Annotated in this window: 23 protein-coding genes and 1 pseudogene; 20 read left to right on the top strand and 4 right to left on the bottom strand. The window is 34.7% G+C overall.

All coding sequences use genetic code 11. From position 1 onward, the window contains the following. Positions 1-9: 9 nt before the first annotated feature. The 13 genes from tgt to trxA all read left to right on the top strand — a co-directional run bounded on the left by tgt (position 10) and on the right by trxA (position 14,226). Entirely contained in the window at positions 10-1,152 is a 1,143-nt protein-coding gene (gene tgt / locus FD33_RS03115; protein ID WP_054642551.1) for a tRNA guanosine(34) transglycosylase Tgt, read from the top strand. A gap of 96 nt (positions 1,153-1,248) precedes the next feature. Then, positions 1,249-1,731 (top strand): preprotein translocase subunit YajC, encoded by a 483-nt coding sequence (yajC, locus tag FD33_RS03110; protein WP_025084635.1) that lies wholly within the window; start codon positions 1,249-1,251, stop codon positions 1,729-1,731. A 243-nt stretch (positions 1,732-1,974) separates the two neighbouring features. Beyond that, entirely contained in the window at positions 1,975-3,417 is a 1,443-nt protein-coding gene (zwf, locus tag FD33_RS03105; RefSeq protein WP_025084636.1) for a glucose-6-phosphate dehydrogenase, read from the top strand. Between the two features lie 14 nt (positions 3,418-3,431). After that, on the top strand, positions 3,432-4,565 hold the full coding sequence (gene dinB, locus FD33_RS03100) for a DNA polymerase IV (protein WP_034543857.1): 1,134 nt from the start codon (positions 3,432-3,434) through the stop codon (positions 4,563-4,565). After that, entirely contained in the window at positions 4,558-5,514 is a 957-nt protein-coding gene (locus FD33_RS03095) for a DHH family phosphoesterase (RefSeq protein ID WP_025084638.1), read from the top strand. Before dinB ends, FD33_RS03095 begins: the two co-directional genes overlap by 8 nt. Further along, positions 5,515-6,861: a DEAD/DEAH box helicase gene (locus tag FD33_RS03090; RefSeq protein ID WP_025084639.1), complete on the top strand. Its 1,347-nt coding sequence runs from the start codon at positions 5,515-5,517 to the stop codon at positions 6,859-6,861. Between the two features lie 236 nt (positions 6,862-7,097). Beyond that, positions 7,098-9,734: an alanine--tRNA ligase gene (gene alaS, locus FD33_RS03085; RefSeq protein ID WP_025084640.1), complete on the top strand. Its 2,637-nt coding sequence runs from the start codon at positions 7,098-7,100 to the stop codon at positions 9,732-9,734. Between the two features lie 62 nt (positions 9,735-9,796). Further along, a complete protein-coding gene (locus FD33_RS03080) occupies positions 9,797-10,054 on the top strand; it encodes an IreB family regulatory phosphoprotein (RefSeq protein WP_025084641.1) in 258 nt (85 codons plus the stop codon). Continuing rightward, positions 10,055-10,489: a Holliday junction resolvase RuvX gene (gene ruvX / locus FD33_RS03075; RefSeq protein WP_025084642.1), complete on the top strand. Its 435-nt coding sequence runs from the start codon at positions 10,055-10,057 to the stop codon at positions 10,487-10,489. It abuts the gene before it with no gap. A gap of 9 nt (positions 10,490-10,498) precedes the next feature. Further along, positions 10,499-10,795: a DUF1292 domain-containing protein gene (locus tag FD33_RS03070; RefSeq protein ID WP_025084643.1), complete on the top strand. Its 297-nt coding sequence runs from the start codon at positions 10,499-10,501 to the stop codon at positions 10,793-10,795. Between the two features lie 100 nt (positions 10,796-10,895). Continuing rightward, complete coding sequence (locus FD33_RS03065; RefSeq protein WP_025084644.1) at positions 10,896-11,438, top strand: CvpA family protein; 543 nt, start codon at positions 10,896-10,898, stop codon at positions 11,436-11,438. Between the two features lie 53 nt (positions 11,439-11,491). After that, positions 11,492-13,846: an endonuclease MutS2 gene (locus FD33_RS03060; protein WP_056955746.1), complete on the top strand. Its 2,355-nt coding sequence runs from the start codon at positions 11,492-11,494 to the stop codon at positions 13,844-13,846. Between the two features lie 68 nt (positions 13,847-13,914). Further along, positions 13,915-14,226 carry a thioredoxin gene (gene trxA, locus FD33_RS03055; protein WP_025084645.1) on the top strand — a complete coding sequence of 104 codons (312 nt, stop codon included), beginning with the start codon at positions 13,915-13,917 and terminating at the stop codon, positions 14,224-14,226. 64 nt (positions 14,227-14,290) lie between these two features. Here trxA and FD33_RS03050 read toward each other — a convergent pair whose 3' ends face one another. After that, positions 14,291-14,758 carry a DUF2507 domain-containing protein gene (locus FD33_RS03050; protein WP_054642560.1) on the bottom strand — a complete coding sequence of 156 codons (468 nt, stop codon included), beginning with the start codon at positions 14,756-14,758 and terminating at the stop codon, positions 14,291-14,293. Between the two features lie 132 nt (positions 14,759-14,890). Between FD33_RS03050 and murI the strand changes: the two genes are divergently transcribed. The 4 genes and pseudogenes from murI (at position 14,891) to FD33_RS03030 (ending at position 17,068) form a co-directional block, all read left to right on the top strand. Continuing rightward, entirely contained in the window at positions 14,891-15,718 is an 828-nt protein-coding gene (murI, locus tag FD33_RS03045) for a glutamate racemase (protein WP_025084646.1), read from the top strand. Next, a pseudogene (locus tag FD33_RS03040) lies at positions 15,681-16,292 on the top strand (XTP/dITP diphosphatase); the annotation flags it as partial. The gene murI and the pseudogene FD33_RS03040, both read left to right, overlap by 38 nt. Before the next feature lie 66 nt (positions 16,293-16,358). Beyond that, a complete protein-coding gene (locus FD33_RS03035; protein ID WP_025084648.1) occupies positions 16,359-16,769 on the top strand; it encodes a DUF948 domain-containing protein in 411 nt (136 codons plus the stop codon). Positions 16,770-16,771: 2 nt separating this feature from the next. Then, entirely contained in the window at positions 16,772-17,068 is a 297-nt protein-coding gene (locus FD33_RS03030) for a hypothetical protein (RefSeq protein WP_025084649.1), read from the top strand. Positions 17,069-17,141: 73 nt separating this feature from the next. On the opposite strand, the gene FD33_RS03025 is transcribed toward FD33_RS03030, so the two are convergent. Both FD33_RS03025 and FD33_RS03020 read right to left on the bottom strand, forming a co-directional pair. Next, positions 17,142-17,903, bottom strand: a complete 762-nt coding sequence (locus FD33_RS03025) for a ChbG/HpnK family deacetylase (RefSeq protein WP_056955745.1) — start codon at positions 17,901-17,903, stop codon at positions 17,142-17,144. Between the two features lie 3 nt (positions 17,904-17,906). Beyond that, entirely contained in the window at positions 17,907-18,878 is a 972-nt protein-coding gene (locus FD33_RS03020; RefSeq protein ID WP_025084650.1) for a LacI family DNA-binding transcriptional regulator, read from the bottom strand. Positions 18,879-18,989: 111 nt separating this feature from the next. On the opposite strand from FD33_RS03020, the gene FD33_RS03015 reads away from it, so the two are divergent. The 3 genes from FD33_RS03015 to FD33_RS03005 are packed head-to-tail and all read left to right on the top strand — an operon-like array spanning position 18,990 to position 21,685. Next, on the top strand, positions 18,990-19,874 hold the full coding sequence (locus FD33_RS03015) for an alpha/beta hydrolase fold domain-containing protein (RefSeq protein WP_056955744.1): 885 nt from the start codon (positions 18,990-18,992) through the stop codon (positions 19,872-19,874). 16 nt (positions 19,875-19,890) lie between these two features. Further along, positions 19,891-21,282, top strand: a complete 1,392-nt coding sequence (locus FD33_RS03010; RefSeq protein ID WP_056955743.1) for a PTS transporter subunit EIIC — start codon at positions 19,891-19,893, stop codon at positions 21,280-21,282. Continuing rightward, positions 21,266-21,685: a DUF3237 family protein gene (locus tag FD33_RS03005; RefSeq protein WP_025084652.1), complete on the top strand. Its 420-nt coding sequence runs from the start codon at positions 21,266-21,268 to the stop codon at positions 21,683-21,685. The genes FD33_RS03010 and FD33_RS03005 overlap by 17 nt, the downstream gene beginning before the upstream one ends. Before the next feature lie 89 nt (positions 21,686-21,774). On the opposite strand, the gene FD33_RS03000 is transcribed toward FD33_RS03005, so the two are convergent. Further along, positions 21,775-22,875 carry a M24 family metallopeptidase gene (locus FD33_RS03000; protein WP_056955742.1) on the bottom strand — a complete coding sequence of 367 codons (1,101 nt, stop codon included), beginning with the start codon at positions 22,873-22,875 and terminating at the stop codon, positions 21,775-21,777. Between the last annotated feature and the right edge of the window lie 158 nt (positions 22,876-23,033).

Raw genomic sequence — 23,033 nt, 5'->3', positions numbered from 1 at the left:
AGGAAAGTTATGGAATCGGCTATTAAGTACACATTAATTAAGAAGGAAAAGCATACTGGTGCTCGTTTGGGATTGTTAGAGACACCCCATGGAACATTTGAAACACCAATGTTTATGCCTGTTGGAACAGAAGCCTCTGTTAAAAATATGGCACCTGAGGATTTGGAAAAAATCGGTGCTTCAATTATCTTGGCAAATACCTATCACTTATGGTTACGTCCTGGCGAAGATATTGTTCAAGAAGCCGGTGGTTTACACAAATTCATGAATTGGGACAAGGGTATTTTGACTGATTCAGGTGGTTTCCAAGTTTTCTCACTAGCTAATATGCGTGATATCACTGAAGCGGGAGTTCACTTTAGAAATCATTTGAATGGACGTCAAGAATTCCTTTCACCAGAAAAAGCTATCAAGATCGAAAACTACTTAGGTCCTGATATCATGATGAGTTTGGATGAATGTCCACCATTCTTTGAAAGCTACGACTATATCAAGAAATCAGTTGCCAGAACAAGTCGTTGGGCTGAACGTGGTTTGCAAGCTCATCGTAATCCTGATTGGCAAGCCCTATTTGGAATTGTTCAAGGTGGAGGCTTTGAAGATCTTCGTAAGCAAAGTGCTCGTGATCTTGTTAGCATGGATTTTCCCGGTTACTCAATTGGCGGTTTATCTGTTGGTGAATCAAAGGGTGAAATGAATCGAGTGTTAGATTTTACAACACCAATGTTGCCTGAAAATAAACCTAGATATCTAATGGGAGTTGGTACAGCTGATTCCTTGATTGACGGTGTTATTCGTGGAATTGACATGTTTGACTGTGTTCTACCAACTAGAATTGCTCGTAATGGTACATGTATGACCAGCCACGGTCGTTTAGTTGTTAAGAATTCCAAGTATGCTCATGATTTTACGCCATTGGATGATAACTGTGATTGTTACGTATGTCGTAACTATACACGTGCTTATATCCGTCATTTGATCAATGCCAATGAATTATTTGGTACACATTTGACTAGTTATCATAATCTATATTTCTTGTTGAATTTAATGAAGGGTGTTCGTCAAGCTATCAGGGATGATAATTTACTTGAATTTAGAGAACATGTCTTTGAAGAATATGGTTTCAATAAAAAAGATGCTAAGAAATTTTAGAAGATTTTGATAAGAAAAGTCTTCTAGTCTGGAAACAAGGTTATATTTTTGGTAACCTATAAGTATGTAAATTATTAAGAGGTGGAAAATTTGAATATGCTTACGTTAGGTGCCGGCGCTGGTGCTGGTGGCTCAATGGGTCTTTTGATCTTTGTTGTTATTATGTTTGTTGGTATGTACTTTATCTCCATTCGTCCACAAAAGAAACAACAACAAAAGCGTCAAGAAATGCTTAAAGAGATGTCAAAGGGTGACAAAGTTGTTACACTTGGCGGTATTAAAGGTGTTGTTGCTTCAATCGATCGTGATAACAAAGAAGTTGTTGTTGATTGTGATGGAATTTATCTAACATTTGATTTGAATTTCATTCGTCGTACAACTCCAGTCGCTGCTGGTGCTACAAAGCCAGCTGCTGATAAGGCTGCTGAAGACAACAATGAAGTTAAGAACGATGCTGCTAAAGAAGATGTTAAGGCAGAAGTTTCAGATGACACTAAGTCAGACGAAACAGGAACAAAAGAAGCAACAGAAAAGGTAGAAGATACAAAGCCTGCTGATTCTAAAGAAGAAACAAAGTAATTCTTTAATTAATTAAAAAATAATCCAACCGTTAAACGGAGGATTATTTTTTTACGCTCTTTTTAGCATATGATTTGCGTTAAAGTACACTCTAGGGGTTATTATTTAAAGTGTTAAATAAATAATGCCGTTAGATAAGGTATAGTTAGTAAATTATTTAAAAAATAATAAGTCATAAATCAAGATGTTTAATAATTCATGTTGTAAAATATAACTACATGATGCATTCAAAGGAGTTTAAAAATGGTTACAGAAAAATCAGCAATTTTTATTATTTTTGGGGGTTCTGGTGATTTAGCACATCGGAAACTATATCCATCTTTGTTCCGTCTTTATAAATCGGGGATTTTAAAAGATCATTTTGCCGTCATTGGTACTGCTCGTCGTCCATGGAGTGATGACTACTTTCGTGAAACTGTTATCACTTCTTTGAAAGATTACTTTGATGATAGTGAGGATATCATGAAGGGGTTTGCTAAGCACTTCTTCTACCAATCACATGACGTTAATGATTCAGAACATTATATTGCTTTGAAGAATTTAGCTGCTAAGTTAGATGATCAATTTGAAGCTGGTCATAATCGTGTTTACTACATGGCAATTGCTCCTAGATTTTTCGGTACAGTTGCTGAGCACATTAATTCCGAAGGTTTGAAGACAACAGACGGTTATAATCGTTTAGTAATTGAGAAACCATTTGGTCGTGATTTAGATTCTGCCTGCGAATTAAACGGTAATATTTCTAAAGCCTTTCCAGAGGATGATATTTACCGTATTGATCATTACTTAGGCAAGGAAATGATTCAAGATATTCCCCACATTCGTGCCAATAATCCTAAGCTTGAAGCAGCAATGAATAACAAATATGTTTCAAATATTCAAATCACGCTTGCCGAATCTCTTGGTGTTGAAGATCGTGGTGGTTACTACGAAACAGCCGGTGTATTACGTGATATGGTACAGAATCATATTATGCAAATTATTGGTGCTGTTGCCAGTGATGATCCTGAAGCTACGGATGCTAAAATTATTCATAAGAATAAGACTGACCTCTTTAGCAGTCTTAAGAAATTGACTCCAGAAGGGGTTGATACTGACTTTGTACGTGGACAATATGATACCGACAAACTAGGTGATAAAAAGGCTTATCGTCAAGAGGATAACGTAGCTGAAGATTCTAATATTGAAACCTTTGTTGCGGGCAATATTCAATTCGATACAAAACGTTGGAGTGGTGTGCCATTCTACGTTCGTTCTGGTAAACGTATGCCTGAGAAATCATCAAGAATCGATATTGTTTTCAATGATAAAGTTGATGAAGTAGGTATCAAGCCTAATACTGTTGTTACTTTATTGATTGAGAGAGTTAATGGTAATAGTATTTTAATCAATGGAATCGATTATAAGGAATCAGGTCAGGACTTTATTTCCTTCCCAGAAGAAGCTGAATTCGACAAAGCTCGTGAAGCTTATGAGAGTTTGATCATTGATATTCTTTCTGGTAATCGTGTTCATTTCACACTTTGGGATGAATTGAGAAGTACCTGGAAGTATATTGATACGATCAGAAATCGTTGGGATGAACAAACACCTGATTTTCCAAACTATTTGAGTGGTTCAATGGGTCCCGATGCAGCTGAAATGTTATTGGAACGTAATGGCAACTCATGGGTTTGGGATGACTAGAGGAGTGTTAAGCCATCTTTTTAAAAATACCAATTAAAATTGAAGAAAATCGAAAAGTCATCCATGTCGACATGGATGCTTTTTTCGCTTCTGTGGAAGAAAGAGAACATCCTGAATATAAGAAAAAGTGCTTAATTGTGGCTCAAGATCCGCGAAAACATAATCATCATGGAGTTGTGACTACGGCAAATTATAATGCTCGAAAATATGGTGCTCATTCGGCCATGCCAGCTCAAGAAGCGGTTGACTTAATTCCCCGAGCAAAGTTAGTTATCACACCGCCACATTTTGAATTGTATCGTCAGGTTTCAGATCAAATTCATGATATTTTTCATGAGGTAACGGATAATTATCAAACAGTAGCTTTGGATGAAGCGTATCTTGATGTCACACAGAATAAATTACATGAGACAAATACGATAAAAATTGCTAATTATATTCAGCAAAGGATTGTTAAAGAAACTAGGTTGACCTGTTCAGTAGGAATTTCTTATAATAAATTTTTGGCCAAAATGGCATCAGATTATCGAAAACCATTTGGTAGAACGATTATTCTTGGCAAATATGCTGAAGATTTCTTGAGACCAATTCCAATTGAAAAATTCAATGGTATCGGTAAAGCCATGCAGCAAAAAATGCATGATATGGGCATTTACACAGGTGGTGATCTACAAAAGTTAGATCAAGACATCTTCTTGAAGAATTTTGGTAAAATGGGGTATATCATATATAAACGAGTTCATGGAATCGATGATTCATTAGTGAATGGACATCGAATTCGGAAATCAATTGGTCGTGAGAGAACTTATAATCGTAATTTAGTTACAGATGAACAAATACTTCAGGAATTAGATTTTTTAGCTGATCTAGTCAGTAAAGATTTAAAAAAGCAACGTCAACACGGCAAGACTGTCGTTCTTAAATTACGTAATTCAGATTTTGAAACGATTACCAAACGGATGAGTTTTCAAGATTATGTCCAAACAAAAACCGAAATTTATCGTGTTGCCAAGGATATTTATGATAAATTAAGGGTAACAGACCAAAAGATTCGACTATTAGGGATCACAGTTACTAATTTAGATCCATTGTCATATGAAGAAGTTTCTTTGAATTTGTCTTATAAGGGGGACAATTATAATGAATAGCTTTGCTGAAATAATTGCAACAATAAAAAAATATGATAGAATTATCATTCTACGTCATCAAAATCCAGATCCTGATGCATTGGGATCCCAAGCTGGCTTAGCAACCGTCATTCGTCAGGCTTATCCTGATAAAAAAGTTTTAATTGGCGGAAATGATACCGAAGGCTTGAAGTGGTTATCAACTGCTCAAAAAGTATCTGCTGAAGATTATCAAGGTGCTTTAGTAATTGTTGTTGATACCGCTAATGAACCTCGTATTGACGATCAACGTTATAATGATGGAGCATTTTTAGTAAAAATCGATCATCATCCTAACGATGAACCATACGGTGACCAATTATTTGTTAATACTGATGCCAGTTCTTGTTCAGAAATCATAGCTGATTTGATTGATAGCAGTGATGAACTACAATTGACAAAGAAAGTTGCTTATTATTTGTATGCTGGTATTGTTGGCGATACAGGGAGATTCCTTTATCCAGCAACGACTGAACATACAATGCAAGTTGCCGGAAAGTTTATTGCGCTAGGTGTTGATACTGCTGGTATTAACAATAAGATGAATGAAGTTAGCTTGAAACAAGCTAAGTTACAAGGCTTCATTTATGATATTTTGCAAATCGATGATTCAGGAGCTGCTCTAGCTATTATTGATGATGATTTAATGAAGAAGTTAAATCTTAACCAAGAAGAAGCAAACTCAGTAGTTTCTACACCAGGTCGACTAAAAGAAGTTTGTTCATGGATGGAGGCCGTCCAAAAGGATGATGGTACATTTAGAATGCATTTGCGTTCTCAAGGACCAGTTATCAACGAATTGGCTAAAAGACATGATGGTGGTGGACATCCATTAGCTAGTGGTGCTACAGCTAAGGATCTTGATGAAGTTAAACAAATGTTTAAGGAACTAATAAAAATAGTGACTGATTTTAATCAGAAGGGTGAATAGATGACTAAATTTTCACAATACAACTTTAATGATGCTATCAATAAATCATTAAAAGAAATACATTTCGATGAACCAACAAAGGTTCAAGAGGCTGTAATCTCATTGGTCAATAAGAAAAAAGATATTATTGTTCAATCTGAAACAGGTTCAGGTAAGACGCATGCTTTCTTGTTGCCATCGATGAATGCTTTGACAAAGGACCAAGAGGTTCAATTGTTGATTGCTACCCCAAGTAGAGAGTTAGCTTACCAAATATACGAAGATACACAGAATATTTTGAAGAATTATCCTGAAGAATATAATGCTTTCATTTTTGTTGGTGGAGCTGACCGTGATCGTCAAAAGAGAAAGCTAGAAGCACATCAACCACAAATTGCTATCGGTACTCCCGGAAGACTTTGGGATTTAATTCGTGAAAACGACTTACATGTTGATAATGTTCAAAGATATGTTGTCGATGAAGCCGATATGACTTTAGACATGGGCTTCTTGAATGATGTTGATCAAATTACTAATAAATTACCAGAAGATCGTGAAATGATGGTCTTCTCAGCTACAATTCCACAAAAATTGGAACCATTTTTGGACAAATACATGCATGGTCCCAAACGAGTTGAAATTAAGAATAGTAGCATTATTCCTAAGAATGTTGATAACTGGCTAATGTTCACTCATGGTCGTGATAAGAAAGAGATTATTTATCGACTTATGACAATTGGTGAACCATATATGGTTTTGGTATTCGCTAATACTAAGAAGACTGTAGATGAAATTTATCATTACTTGCGTAATAAGGGTTTGAAAACAGCTCGTATTCATGGTGGTTTAACACCTAGAGAACGTAAGAGAACTATGAAGCAGATTGAAAACATGGAGTATCAATTTGTTGTAGCTACTGATTTGGCTGCACGTGGTATTGACATTAGTGGTGTATCTCATGTTATCAATGCTGAAATTCCTGATGATCTAGACTTCTTTATTCACCGTGTTGGTAGAACTGGTCGTAATGGGATGTCTGGTATTGCCATTACTTTGTACGAACCAGGTGAAGATCACAAGGTTGATGAGATTGAACATATGGGTATCAAGTTTGAACCTAAGGACATTAAGAATGGTGAGATCGTTGACGTTAAAGAACGTGATCGTCGTCAAAGCCGTAAGGCAACTCAAGAAAAACTTGATACTAAGTTAGTTGGTTTCGTTAAGAAACAGAAGACTAAGAAGAAACCAGGATATAAGAAAAAGATCAAGCAAGCTATCTCAGATGAGCGTCGTCAACAACGTAAAATTGAGATCAGACAAGAGAGACGTAAGCAAAGAGATGCAAGACGTAAAAATAATAGTTAGTTTTAATATTGACAATTTTTCAGTTGGTGGTTAATATTTTCTTTGGATATATCTTGTATTAAATACTTTCAGAGAAGGCCAGTTGGTGTGAAGGCCTATGTATTTAATGTAAAGATGCTGCCAATTTAAATTGTATATAAAATATTGAGAGGCTAACGAAATCGTTGCAAACAAGGTGGTACCGCGCATGGGCGTCCTTGGACTTGCAACGATTTTTCGTTTTTTGGGGAGATAAAATGAAAAACTTATCAAGTGCTGAAATAAGAAGGATGTTTTTAGACTTTTTCCAAACAAAAGGTCACATGATTGAACCTAGTGCATCATTGATTCCACATGATGATCCAACTTTGTTATGGATCAACTCTGGTGTTGCTACTTTGAAAAAGTATTTTGATGGAACAGTTGTCCCACAAAATCCTCGTATCACCAATGCTCAAAAATGTATCAGAACTAATGATATTGAAAATGTTGGACGTACAGCTCGTCACCAAACTTTCTTTGAAATGCTTGGTAATTTTTCAGTTGGTGATTACTTCAAAAAAGAAGTTATTCCTTGGGCTTTTGAATTTTTAACAAGTCCTGATTGGATTGGTATGGATAAAGATAATCTCTATATCACAACTTATCCTAAGGATACTGAAACACAAAAACTTTGGGCTGAAGCAGGAATTGCTCAAGATCATATTCTTAAGAATGAAGACAACTTCTGGGATATCGGTGAAGGTCCTTGTGGTCCTGATTCAGAGATTTTCTATGACCGTGGTCAAGAGTTCAATAACCTTTCTGAAGATGACCCTGAGAACTATCCTGGTGGCGAAAACGAACGTTACCTCGAAGTATGGAACATTGTTTTCTCAGAATTGAATCATTTACCAAATGGTCAATATGTAGAACAACCACATAAAAACATTGATACGGGTATGGGACTAGAACGTCTTGTATCTATTATTCAAGGAACAAAGACTAACTTTGAAACAGACCTATTCATGCCATTGATCAAAGATGTTGGTGAATTGAGTGGCAAGAAATACGGCGTAAATGATGAGGATGATATTTCATTCAAAATCATTGCCGACCATGCTAGAACTGTCTCATTTGCTGTTGGTGACGGTGCTCTTCCTTCAAATGAAGGTCGTGGTTATGTTATCAGAAGACTTATCAGACGTGCTGTTTTGAATGGTAAGAAGCTAGGCGTTAATGGACCATTCCTTTACAGATTGGTTCCAATCGTTGGTAAGATCATGGAAAGTTACTATCCAGAAGTTAGCCAACAACAAGACTTTATTGCTAAGACTATCCAACAAGAAGAGAAACGTTTCTCAGAAACTTTGGATGCTGGTCTAGCTCTATTAAACGGTGAAATTGCTGATTTGAAGAAGAAGAATCAAACAGTTATTGATGGTGCTTCTGCTTTCAAACTTTATGATACTTACGGTTTTCCTATGGAATTAACTCGTGAATATGCTAGTGATGAAGGACTAACAGTTGACGAAGATGGTTTCAAACAAAACATGGAAGAACAAAAACAACGTGCTCGTGATGCTCGTGGTAACTTACAATCTATGGGTATGCAAGATGAAACTTTGATGGAAATCAAGACACCTAGCGAATTCGTTGGTTATGATCATAACGAAACACAAAGTACTTTGAAAAACATTATTGTTAATGATAAAGAAGTTAAGAATGTTACCGAAGGTCAAGCACAATTGATCTTCGATACAACACCTTTCTATGCTGAAATGGGTGGACAAGTTGCAGATGTTGGTAATATTTACGATTTGAAGGGTAATCAAGTCGCTGAGGTTGTTGATGTTCAGCATGCACCAAATGGACAAAATATTCATTTAGTAAATGTAATGTCAGAAATTGATGCTGATGCAGAATACAAGTTGGAGATTGATGGTGCCTTCCGTGAAAAGGTTCGTCATAATCACACTGCTACTCACTTGTTGGACCAAGCCTTACGTGATGTTGTTAGTTCAAGAACACATCAAGCCGGATCTTTGGTTGAACCTGACTATCTACGATTTGATTTCAACAGCAATTCAGCATTAACACCTGAACAAATTAGTCAACTTGAAAAAATTGTTAATGAAAAAATTTGGGCAGCTATTCCTGTTAAAACAGAAGTATTGCCTATTGAAGAAGCTAAGAAGAAGAAGGGCGCTATTGCTCTATTCAGTGAAAAGTACGGTGATACCGTTCGTGTTGTTGAAATTGACGACTTTTCAACTGAGTTCTGTGGTGGTACACATGCTCGTAATACTTCAGAACTTGGTCTCTTCAAGATTACTTCTGAATCAGCTATTGGTTCAGGTACAAGAAGAATTGAAGCTGTAACTGGCGAAGAGGCTTTTGAATACTTAAATGATCAATTGCAAGCTTTGCAAGAGACAGCTAAGAATATGAAAGTAAATCAATTAAAAGATGTTCCAGCTCGTGCTAGTCAATTAGTCGATGAAATCAAGGAATTGAAGCGTGACAATCAAAACTTGAAGACTCAATTAACAAGTCAAAAGTCTGCTGAAGTCTTTGATAGTATTGAAGAAATTAATGGTTATAAAGTTATTTCTAATATCATCCCAACTGACATGGCTACATTGAGACAATTGGCTGATAAATGGAAGAATGATGAGAAGTCAGATATTCTTGTTTTGGGTGCCAGTGGTGACAATAAGGCTAGTTTAGTTGTAGCTGTAAATAAAGATTCACAAGCTAAAGGTATTAAAGCTGGCGATATCATTAAGAAGATCTCCAAAGAGATTCAAGGTGGCGGCGGTGGTCGTCCAGATATGGCACAAGCCGGTGGTAAAAATCCAGCTGGTTTAACAAATGCGTTACAATTAGCTAAAGATATTATTAAATCTTATTAAAGTGGGCTATAATTGAACTAAGCATTCTAGTCACTTAAATATTTGTTATATGGAGGTTTGCCATGAGTTCACTTGATAAAACAATGAGTTTTGACTTTAATGAAAACAAAGGCAAAGATGTCAAAGAGACACTTGAAAGTGTTTATCAATCACTAGAAGAAAAGGGATATAATCCAATCAATCAAATTGTTGGATATCTTCTTTCTGGTGATCCAGCATATATTCCAAGACATAATGATGCCCGTAATTTGATTTTGAAACATGAAAGAGACGAGATAATCGAAGAATTAGTTAAGAGTTATCTCAATCAAGGTAAGTAAATGCGATTATTAGGTTTAGACGTTGGTGCAAGAACTGTTGGTGTCTCAGCAAGCGATTTGTTAGGCTGGACAGCACAGGGTGTGGAAACTATTCATATGAATGAAAAAAAAGATGATTTTGGCTTAGATCGTTTAGATGAGATCATTAAAGAAAAGCAGGCTACGGGGATTGTTCTCGGTTTGCCTAAAAATATGAATAATACTGAAGGACCCAGAGCGGAAAAATCTCGTGAATACGGTAAAATGGTTGAAGAACGTTTCGATATACCAGTCGATTTTATTGATGAACGTTTGACAACTGTGCAAGCTGAAAGAATGCTGATTGATGAAGCAAATGTTTCACGTCGTAAACGTAAGAAGGTAGTTGATAAAATTGCTGCCGAAATGATTTTACAAAATTACCTTGACGCCAAAGGTAAACTAACACGGAATTAGGTGATAAATATGAGTGAAAAACAACCACCAAAAGATTTAGATGAAGTTATTTTAAGTGATGAACAAGGTAATAAAGAAGTTTACAAGATTCTCTTTACTTTTGATTCAGATGATTATGGTAAATCATATGTCTTTCTATATCCTAAGGCTTCAGAGGATTCAGATGAAATTGAGATTCAAGCCTTTTCTTTCACACCAGACCAAAATGGTGATGTAGATGCAGGAGAATTGAATCCAATTGAAGATCCTGAAGAATGGGATATGGTTCAAGAGGTATTAAATACCTTCACAAGTGACGAAGAATAAGATAAAAATAACGATTGGCGTAAGCCAATCGTTTGGTATTTTTATCCTAAAGTATGATTCACAAATTCGCTTTTTAGCATGATTGATGTAAGGGGAAATAATGCTTAGTCTTTTACTTATTTTACTTTTGATTTATGGTTTTTATATTGGTGCTCGCCGTGGCCTTGCCATGGAGGCGTTTTATGCAGTTGGATATGGACTGTTCTTTTGTTTAGCATGGGTGACATATAAGGCCCTTGGTCCTAAATTTGAAATGATCGTACCATACCCTTCAGCTAGTTTGGGCAGTGAGTTTGCCTTTTTTACGACAAAAGTTGGTATGAAATTAGATGATGCATTTTATCGTGCCTTTGCTTTTATATTTGTTTGTTTCATTGGTTGGGTAATTATTCGTTTTGCTGGGCTTTATTTTAAACGTTTAACTTATTTTCCAATGTATAATGACGTCAATATATTAAGCGGTGGAATTATTGGTTTCGTTGTCACATATGTAACGATCTTTATGATCCTATTAATTTTGGCAATGATTCCAGTATCCGGAATTCAACATGCTTTGCAACATTCATTTGTAGCTTCGACGATGATTAAGAGTACACCAGGTTTAACGGCAATGCTAAGTAATCTGTGGATAGGAGCTATGTAAAACTTTAAGACTGAGACGTTTGTTTCAGTCTTATTTTATAACAGGAGAAGAGTATGAATAATAAGGCTTTGAAAGTATTAGAATTTGACAAAATCAAAGCTGAAATTGCCAAATACCTAATCACAACGCGTGGGAATACTCTCTTAAAAAAATTAATGCCGATGTCAGTCGAATCAATTGTTCAAAGATTGATCGATCAAACTAAAGATGGTGCTGACATTCTTCGTATTAAGGGAGAAATCCCTGTTAGAAAATTGGCTGATCTACATGATCAGGCCAACCGTTTGAAAAAAGACGGTAATTTAAATGGAACTGAATTGGCTCAAATAGGACAAGTACTTCAGAATACAACTGAATTAAAAGAGTTCTTTGCAGGTTTAAAGGATGACAGAATTGATTTACGTCAATTGTATGAATTGAATGATAAGTTGATCGATAATCCTGGTTTAACAAAGAGAATTTCTCGTTCATTAGATGATACTGGTCGAGTTTTGGATACAGCTTCTGATGATTTGAAGTATATTCGTGGACGTATTTCTCGTTTGAATGACCAAATTAGACAATCAATGGAACAATATACTCGTGGTAAAAATACTAAGTATTTAACCGAAGCAATTGTGACATTGCGTGATGATCGGTTTGTAATTCCAGTTAAAACTGAATATAAGGCTAAGTTTGGTGGTGTAGTCCATGACCAAAGTGCCAGTGGTCAAACGCTTTATATTGAACCTCAAGCCGTTGTTGGGCTAAATAATCAATTACATGAATCTCAGGTTTCTGAAAAGATGGAAGAAGTCCGTATTTTAAATGACTTGTCAGACTTAGTTCGCCCAGAAATTGATGAGATCGTCAAAAATAACGAAGTACTGGCTCAGTTTGATTTGATCAATGCTAAAGCTAAGTATGCACGTGAAATAAAGGCGACAGAGCCTTTAATTTCTAAGGACCATGTAGTTGAACTTTATAATGCAAAACACCCTCTAATCGATCCTGATAAGGTCGTGGCTAATGATATTAAAATGGGTGATGGCTATAAGACAATGTTGATCACTGGTCCTAATACTGGTGGTAAAACTATTACTATGAAAACTTTGGGCCTGATTCAATTGATGGCTCAGGCTGGATTGTTTATCCCAGCGCGTGAAGAAAGTGAAATTGCTGTTTTCGATGAAGTTTTTGTCGACATTGGTGATGAACAATCAATTGAACAGAACTTGAGTACTTTCTCATCTCATATGGATAATATTATTAATATCATCCATAAGGTGTCAGGACACAGTTTAGTTCTGATCGATGAACTTGGTGCCGGCACTGATCCCCAAGAGGGAGCTGCAATTGCGATTGCTATTCTAGAAAAATTGGCTCAATCACATTGCTTTATCATGGCAACAACTCACTATCCTGAATTGAAAGTCTTTGCTTACAATACGCCAGAGACAATCAATGCTAGTATGGAATTTGACGATGAGTCATTGAAACCTACATACAGATTGTTGATTGGCATTCCAGGTGCAAGTAATGCTTTTAATATTGCAGCTAGATTGGGCATGGTTCGTAGTGTTGTCGATCGTGGTCAGTCATTGATGAGTGGTGAGAGTCAGGATTTGAATAACATGATTGCTGACTTAGAGAATCGTCGTAAAGAATTTGAACAGAAGAATGAGCAATTGCAGGTTCAATTATCTAAGAATAAAGATGTTCAAAAAGATTATGAACAAAAGAGTGACGCTCTGGATAAATCTAAAGCTTCTGAGATTCAAGCTGCTAAGGTTCGTGCTAATCAAATTGTTGCTAAAGCTAAAAAAGAATCCGAAAAGATTATTGATCATCTTCACGAAATGGAACGTAAGGGATCAATGGTCAAGGAAGATCAGATTATTTCGGCTAAGACTGGTTTGAAGAACTTACATCAGGATGAGACGATCAAGAAGAATAAGGTTTTACGTCGTAATAAACGTAAACAAATTTTGAAAGTTGGCGATGATGTTAAGGCTTTGCCATACGACCAAATTGGAACGATTGTTCGTAAGAATAAAGATAATGAATATGAAGTTCAATTAGGTATTTTGAAGATGAAGTTTGGTGCTGAAGATCTTGAGAAAGTTCAATCAGCCGAACCTGAACCCGAGAAAAAACCAACTATGGTCAGAAGAACAAGGAGTACAGGTCTATCAAGTAAGCTAGATTTACGTGGTGAACGTTATGAAGAGGCTATGTCAGATCTAGATCAATATATTGATGCTGCCTTGTTAGCCGGTTATAATCAAGTAACAATTGTCCATGGATTTGGTACTGGTGTTATCAGAAAAGGTGTTACGAATTACTTGCAACGTAATCCGCGAGTTAAGTCATTTGGCTACGCACCAGCTAGTTCAGGTGGTTCTGGTGCAACAATTGTTGATTTGTAATATAAGCAAAATATTTTCAAAAATTAGGTTATTAATGATAATATTTAACCAGTTAAGGAGTGATTATAATGGTTGATGAAGTAACAGACAAAGATTTTGAGGAAGAAACAAAAGATGGCGTTGTCCTAGTTGATTTCTGGGCAACATGGTGTGGCCCATGTCGTATGCAATCACCAGTTATTGAACAATTGTCTGAAGAAGATGATTCAGTTAAATTTTTAAAGATGGATGTAGATGCTAATCCTGATACGCCTAAATCATTTGGAATTATGGCTATCCCTACATTGCTTGTTAAAAAAGACGGCGAAGTAGTTGATAAGATAACTGGATTCCATAATAAGGCTCAACTAGCTAAGATTCTTGATGGCTATTCTGACTAATTCAAATAAATAGCAATAAAAAAAGCCCTAATTCATCTGAATTAGGGCTTTTTTGGTGTATACTTTAGTTTCGATCAATTTGTATTTTAATTGAAACGCTTTTGGCTTTGCTGTCGACAGTATATGTGCCTAGGCAATATGCTGCAATAGTTTTTTCGACAGTTTCAGCAATTATTCCAGTCTCTAATGAAAACTCTGGATCATCATTATTAGTATCAAAACGTTGAACAACTTCGGGACCGGTTAACGTATAAATGTAACTATGTTTAGTTTGCTTGGTAATTTCAAGTTTACCGAAGCCAGCTTTTTGAAATAGTTCAGGTAGGCTTTGCATGTCAAGAATCAATTGACGGCTAAGATTTTTACCTGCCCAATATAGTAGTTCGACGGTATCTTTATCGAGTAGATCGGGAAGGATAAAATCACGGAGTACCGAAACTGCAAAGTAATTTTCAGTTAACGTATTTTCACTTTTATCATCTTGGGTATCTGTTAACTTTGGTTTGTTGAGATCATTTGATTTTGCGGCCATTGCTTTAACTCCTTTTTTCAGACAATTCATTATATCATTAGAATAATTGCTTTTTAAGTCAATGTAAAAGATAGCACATAATTATTTTCATAAAATACAGATAATTCGCTTAAATGAAGGCAGGGGTAACATATGAGTGATAATAGACCAATTGGAGTGTTAGATTCTGGGTTAGGTGGATTGACAGTGGTAAAAGAAGTGATTCGTCAGTTACCTAACGAAGACGTTGTATTTATCGGTGATGAGGCTAGAATGCCTTATGGGGTCAAAACACATGACCAAATCATATCTTATACTCGTGAAATGGTACAGTATTTAATTAGTCAAAATGTAAAATTAATAATTTATGGTTGTAATACAGCAACTGCCAACGCATTACAAACTTTGCGTCAAGAGTTTACTGTTCCCATGATTGGAGTAATCAAACCAGGTTCTGAAGAAGCTTCTAAAGTAACTAAATCTGGTCATATTGGAATTATTGGAACTGAATCAACAATCAATTCAAAGAGCTATAACAAAACTATTCAAGAGATAAATCCTAAATTGACTTCTCTAGGTGTAGCAGCGCAAAAATTCGTTTCATTTGTTGAAAATGATCAAGCTGATACTAAAGAGACCAAAGATAATATTGAAGTAACTTTGAAACCCTTTAAAGATAACGACTATGATACTTTAATTTTGGGATGTACTCACTTTCCAATGTTAAAGAAACAAATTAATGATTATTTACCAGATACTAAGTTAATCGATCCAGCTGTAAGTACTGTTAAAGTGACAACCAAATATTTGACTGAAAATGATTTGTTGACCGATAGTAAGCAACGTACATTGAAATTATATGCAACTAGTGATATTGAAGAATTCTCTAGATTAGCTAAACGTTGGTTAAAAACGGATATTGATGAAATTAGCTTAGTAAATATCGGAGGAAACGATGAAAGAAATAATAATAGCAACTAAGAATCCTGGTAAGGCACGTGAGTTCAAGCGTGTTTTTGATGATGAACATTTTGAAATCAAGACTTTATTAGATTTTCCAGATTTTCCCGAAATTAGAGAAACTGGTAAAACTTTTGAAGAGAATGCTACTTTAAAGGCTCATGCCGTCATGGAACGTTTCAATCTACCTACGATTGCTGACGACTCTGGTTTACAAGTGGATGCTTTATATGGTCGTCCTGGCATCTATTCGGCCCGTTATGCTGGTGATCACAATGATGCCGCTAATAATGCTAAATTGTTGAGTGAATTAGGTGGAGTCCCTAAAGAAAAACGTACAGCCCATTTTGTTTCAACTTTAGTTTTTGCTAATCCTAAGAATGATAAAGATTTAGTCGTTGAAGGAAAAGTAGATGGAATTATTGGTGCTTTCCCAGAAGGTGACGACGGTTTTGGTTATGATCCGTTGTTTTATGTGCCGGAATTAGGAAAAACAATGGCTCAAATTACAGTCGATGAAAAGAATCAGATCAGTCATCGTGGACAAGCTATTAAAAAGTTAGAAAAACAGTGGCAAGATTGGATTATTTGGTAATTAATTGCCCTAAAATTGTTATAATGCTAGTATGAAAGTGCTATTAAAATACAGGAGGGTAATATTATGACTGGTGGACAAATTGCAGGATTGATTGCTGCAGTCGCATTTGTAGTGTTGGTTGTATATTTAGCCAGAACACTAGTACAAACTGCTAAATTGCTTCAAGAGTTACAAGAAACAATGAAGGAAACTACTAAGATGGTGGAGATTTTATCTAAGAATACAGATGAAATCATGGATCAAAGTACAAAGCTTGTTGATAAGACAAATACTTTGATGGATGACGTTAACAGTAAGTCTAGTAAGCTGAATCCACTTTTTGATACAGTGGAGAACTTAGGTAAGAAGAGTGCTGCTGCAACTTCAGAACATCATAATTCAGGTTTCAGTCTTCAAAACTTATTAACATTAGGCAATGTGGCTACAGTTCTTAAGACAGCCACCAAAGTATGGCCAAGAAAGAAGAATAATTAGTTATGAAAAATAATCATTTTATTGTTGGCTTATTTTTAGGCTGCGCATCAGGCTATTTAGCTTCTAAGTATTTAACTAGTGAATCAGGACAAAAGTTGATTGAAAACATTAAGACTATTCGTGGCGATTTCAATAATGGTGGCGTTGGTCTAAACACTAACAGTGATTTAGTAAATGCTTTTAATGACAAAACAGATGCCCTAAAAGATCATATGGCTTCAACTGTTGATAAGATTAAAGATGATGAAGATACATCAGACATCGTTTTTAATGAAGATGATCTTAACGACGAAGATTAATATATATTTAAAAATTTAAATTAAACATAAAAAAGAGGATTCAGACCATTTAGGTTTGAGTCCTCTTTTTGAATCACTTGATATCGGAATATTTAATTAATTGAATATTATTCGATATAATCCATTTTTTTACTTTGGGACTAGTGAGCATCTCTACATCCTCAGTTCTGGGAATAGTTACACTTGAATGATTGAGAATATACTTGTCCAAGTAACCTGGATGACAAACGACCATTGAAAAACCATCCTTATGCTCATCAAGAGATGCATTTTTCAACATGTCATAAGGATTAAAGCCTTCATTTAAAGTTTCCATATAAGGGTACATGATAGTATTTTTAAACGGAATTGTTTTAATATCTGGATCAAGTGAAAAATCTAAATAAGCTACGTCCTCTCTGTTTGCTACTCTTTTTAGTCCGATTTTAAAGTTTTTACTTTGGACCGCATGTCCTTCGAAATAAGAAGGTTTTTTTCCAGTAATTTCTATAAATCTATCATACTGGGCCTGTATTTCTAAAGTTACCTCTTCTAAGTTAACAATATCTTTTTTTGATTTCCTATAGTTTTTTGAGGGAATGAAGAATCCATTATTTGTGGTAATACTTTTAATCTTAGATGGATTGGATAAAGGAAAACCTGTACAAATGTTTACATGTAGTCCAAGACAAACATCAAAGTTCTTTATTAAATTAAAGGCTCTTTCGGCATCAGGCATATTTGTCATGATTCCTACATTATTAATTAATCCATTTTTTATTGTTTCATATATTCCATAATCCACAGCCTTTGAATATCCTAAATCATCTGCTCGAATAATTATTTTATTTGTCATTTTTTAAATTCCTTCAGTACTTGTCCTTTTTATCAAATTCAATGTTAATTCATTTGATGTTAGTTTGTTATTACCTTCTACCATATTTACTATTTTATAACCTGTGTTAATTCCCAACTGTTTATAGTCAAACTTTAGACTGGTTATTGATAGAGCATAGTCTCCACTAAATTCATAATCTCCAAAACCGGTATATTTGATATGTTGATAATTGGATATACTTTTTTCGTTAATTATCTTTAACAATCCAAGAACTAAATAATCGGAAGCACAAACAATAACAGAGGGGTTAATTTTATTTATTTTTTCTTTTTGATTATAAACGGATTCTGGATCATACCCACATTCGATAGTATGAACATTAGTACTATTTGTAGTGAAGGCACTTAAGAACCCGTCCTGTCTTTCTTTACCAGCAGCCAAATCGTATAAGGGCATTGATAAGTATAAGATTTGTCCATCAGTAATAGTGTTAATATATTGACCCATCATGAGTCCGCCATCAAAATCATTGATTTTACAATAAGGAAAAATACTATTTTTTTGACCTAAAAGTAAAACGGGAATACTTAATGACGAAAGGTATTTCAAGGTATCTTTTGTTAGACGTGATGTACCAAGAATGATGCCGTCCACACCTTGAGAAACAAGGGATGCTAGATTGGAAATTTTATCATTTTCCCATTGCCTATCAGATATTATAAATAATTGATATCCTAATTTTTTTAGTGTTTCTTGTAAATTAAATAAAATGATCCCAACACTTTTTGTTTGAATTTCACTAATGAGGATACCTATCATTTTTCCATTTGTTGCCTTTAATCTACTGGCGACTTTATTGGGTCTATAACCTGTTTCTTTAATTACTTTTTCGATTTTTGAAGCGTTTGCTTTGGAAATACTACCGCCATTCAAATATCTAGAAACTGAACTTTTAGAAACACCACTTATTTTTGCTATATCGTTTATTGTCATTTTTTCTCCTTTTTTTGGAACCGGTTCCAAAAATGTGTTGCTTTTGCTTATATTTGTATTATACTAGTTTTTGGAACCGGTTCCAACGAATAAATTTAAGAAGGTAATTATTTGGATAAAAAAATTAGAGATTCTGATGTTTATGATTATAGAAAATCGAAATTAATGAAATTGAATGATTATTTAAAACAAGAAATGGCCAATGATACTTCAAAGAAAATTTCAGTTAGAACCTCTATAGGGTTCATAGATGGATACATTTATTATCCTAAACACTTAAAGACAAAGTCTGTCTATTTTAATATGCATGGCGGTGGTATGTGCCTTGGATATTATCAGTTAGATATTCCATACTGTAAATTAATTTGTGAGAAAAGTGGAGCAATTGTTGTAAATATTGATTACTGTTTGGCTCCTGAATATAAATTTCCTTTGGCATACAGTACGACCTATGAATTTATAAAGTACTGTGATTCTCATAGAAGAGACTTAGATTTCGAAGGTAAAAAATTTATTGTAGGGGGTAGTAGTGCGGGCGGTCAAATTGCTGCAGCGTTAGTTCAACTTCAAAATAAGGATAAAAATAATTTTATTAAAGGATTGGTTATGAATTACGCACCGTGTTCACAAAATAATCAATTACAAACTTATATTGATCCTCAAAAGGCAATTTCTATAAATAGAATTCAACAATATCAGTATTGGGAATATGATAATTTTGAAGATATGGATAATCCTCTTTCATCGCTTTTAAATTCTGATTTTAGTATTTATCCACCAACTTTAATAAATTCCGCTGAGTATGATTCCCTACGAAAGGGTGAAGAAATATTTAGAGATTCATTGATTAAAGAAAATATTAAGGTCAATTATAAATGCTACAAGGATTGCCAACATGGATTTACACATAAAGACTTGAAAGAATTTAACCCCGATGCATCTAAAGACGCTTGGAATAGAATTATAAATTTTATAAAAGAAATGGCGAATGCTTAAAATTTGGAGGACAAATATGTCATTTGAAGCAGAAGCACAATCAATCATGGAATATATTGGTGGAACATCTAATATAGTGAGTCTTACACATTGTGCTACAAGATTACGTTTTGTAGTTCATGATAAAAGCAAGGTAAATGGTCAAAATATAGAGAAATTAAATGAAGTATTAAAATTTTTAGAGAGTGGTGGACAGGAACAAGTAGTTATAGGTCCAAAAGTTGAAAGTATGTATGATGCTGTTATGACGTTACTTGATAAGGACAAGGGAAAAGGAATTGTAGATGAAAATTATTCTGAAGAAGATTTAAAAGATAAAAAATCATTATCATTTAATAATCTAATTAACAGTGTCTTCTCGGTACTACAGGCGACATTCACTCCGATATTACCAGCAATGGCAGGAGTGGGTTTGATAAAAGCATTGTCAATAACCTTGTCAGGGATAGGCGTATTTTCTGCTAAAGCTCCAACATTAATGATATTTAATGGAATATATAATGCTTTCTTTTACTTTTTGCCAATTATCATAAGTATAAGTATGGCTCGAAAATTTAAAGTTGATATATATGTGGCTGCAGCTATTGGTGCGTCAATTCTAGAACCTACTATGATCATGAAATTAATTGGTGTTAAAGGTACATCATTTTTAGGAATTCCATTTTCGATGGAAAATTATTCTTCAACAGTTTTTCCAGTATTAATTGCTATTCCCATTTATACACTAATATATAAATTTATGAAAAAAAGAATTTCAAGTAATTATCATACGTTATTGATTCCATTTATATCATTATTAATTATGGTTCCGTTTATTATTTTAATAATTGGTCCAATTGCAGTTGGACTTGGAGATATGATCAGTGGATTAATTATGAGCCTGTTTTCGGTTGCACCAATTTTGGCTGGTTTGCTTTTGGGTGGCTTATGGGAAATATTAGTAACGTTTGGGTTACATTGGGCAATAATGCCAATTGTTATCTCTAATATTGCAACCAAAGGTGCAGATTCAATATTAGCTTGTGCTGGTGCTGCAACTTGGGCTGCTATTGGTATTGCCATTGCTTTAATCTTTAAAGCAAAAAAAGATCCGGAACTACGTTCAGTTATGGCTGCAGCCATTATTCCTGTATTATTTGCAGGAATAACAGAACCCATTGTCTATGGAGCATTATTAAGATATAGGAAATGTATGGCATATGTTATTGTAGCTGGTGCTATAGGTGGAGCAATTACAGCAGTTGTAAAAGGTCAAATTACTGTAATGTTCTTCAGTATATTATCATTACAAACATCAATTAATTGGATTCCTATGACGATTGGAGGAATAGTCACTGCAATTATAGGTTTTGTTTTAGTTATGCTATTTGGATATAAAGGATCTAATAAAAATGGCATTAAAGATTAAGAGTTTTATTGATATTCACATAATGTTAGGTAATCCAATTAGAATAGGAAATACGAAAAAGGGATATTTTAAAATCATTCCAATTGATGGCGGATATTTTACTGGAGAAATATCAGGAAAAGTATTGAAGTTTGGCGGTGATTTTAATTATAAATTTGATGACAAGTATTCTAGTGCTGACGCATCATATGTTCTTCAGACTGAAAATAATCAAGAAAATATTTTCATCAGAAATTCAGGTAATATAGAAAAGGGCAGAATTGGAATATGTCATCCTGAATTCATTGTAAATGATGAAGGATACTACGGTAATTTAGCTAACCGAACATTTATTTCAAAGATAATCCCTGATTCTAAAAATAAATTTGGTAATATAATTATTAAAATTTATGAGATTCTCTGAATGGAAGATGTTTGCTTTAATAAGTTTATACAAACAAAAAGGATTTAATAAACCACTTAGTGGTTTTATCAAATCCTTTTTACTTTATATTAGTCGATATATTTCAGTTCCTTATTTGTATGTGTGAATGGTTCACAACCATCCTCGGTAATATAAACACAGTCCTCAATTCTAACTCCAGCAACATTTGGAATGTAAATTCCGGGTTCGATTGAGAAGCACATGCCTGGTTTTAGAACCATGTCATTGCCTTCCATAATTGATGGGAATTCGTGTTCAGAAGTTCCCATACCATGGCCTAGGCGATGAATGAAGTATTCGCCATAACCGGCTTTAGTGATGATGTCACGAGCAACTTTATCAAGTTCGGCAGCAGTAATACCAGGTTTAGCAGCATCCATAGCAGCATATTGAGCTTCAAGGTCAACTTTATAGATATCAAGTGATTTAGCATCTGGTTTGCCAAAAGCAACGGTACGTGAGGCATCACTAATATAACCGTTATGAACTGTACCTAAATCAAAGAGGACAAGTTCATTTTTTTCGATAGGATTCTTTTCAGGGCCACCATGTGGATTAGCAGCGTTGGCACCAGCTTGAACAATAGTATCAAAACTCATATGCATGACACCTTTTCGCATCATTGCGTATTCGATCTCTGCAACAACTTCTTGTTCAGTGCGGCCTTCTTTGATAGCATTGAAACCAACTTCAAAAGCGTAATCTGCTTCAGTACCAGCAGCTTTTAATTCATTGATTTCAGCAGCCGTCTTGATTAATTTAGCATTTTCCATGTAGCGAGAAAGATTAGTTGGAAATTGAGCATCAGGAAATTGTCCTTTAATAGCTTCTAGTTTTTGAACAGGTAAGTCATCTTTTTCAATACCCCATTTGGTAGGAGTTCCAGCCACATCCTTGATATGACCAGCCATTAATTCAAATGGTTTCTCATGATCTAAGTAACCGAAGACATCCTTATCCCAGCCAGCATCTTTAGCTGCTTCAACTTCTAGTTGAGGGGCAAATAGGAATGGGTCCTTGTCAGGGAAAACTAAAAGTGCGAGAATTCTTTCTACAGGATCACTGTAGAAACCGGTAAAGTAGTTGATGTCACTGGGGTTAGAGATATAAGCAATATCCAGATTATTTTGTGCTAAATATTCTTGTAGATCTAATAATTGTTTCTTCATGAAAATACTCCTTTACGTTCAGATTTAATAGTAGTATATCACTGAAAATCATTTTCTTTTTGAAAAAATATGAAAACATATGCCAATAATGTAGAAACCGCTTGCAATTAGTGAAAATTTCTGATAAATTAAAGTTAATTAATGAAAATATTGTTTGA

Origin of the sequence: Companilactobacillus paralimentarius DSM 13238 = JCM 10415, assembly GCF_001434985.1 — a bacterium.
Lineage (GTDB): Bacteria > Bacillota > Bacilli > Lactobacillales > Lactobacillaceae > Companilactobacillus > Companilactobacillus paralimentarius.
This window is presented reverse-complemented; position numbering and strand designations above follow the sequence as displayed.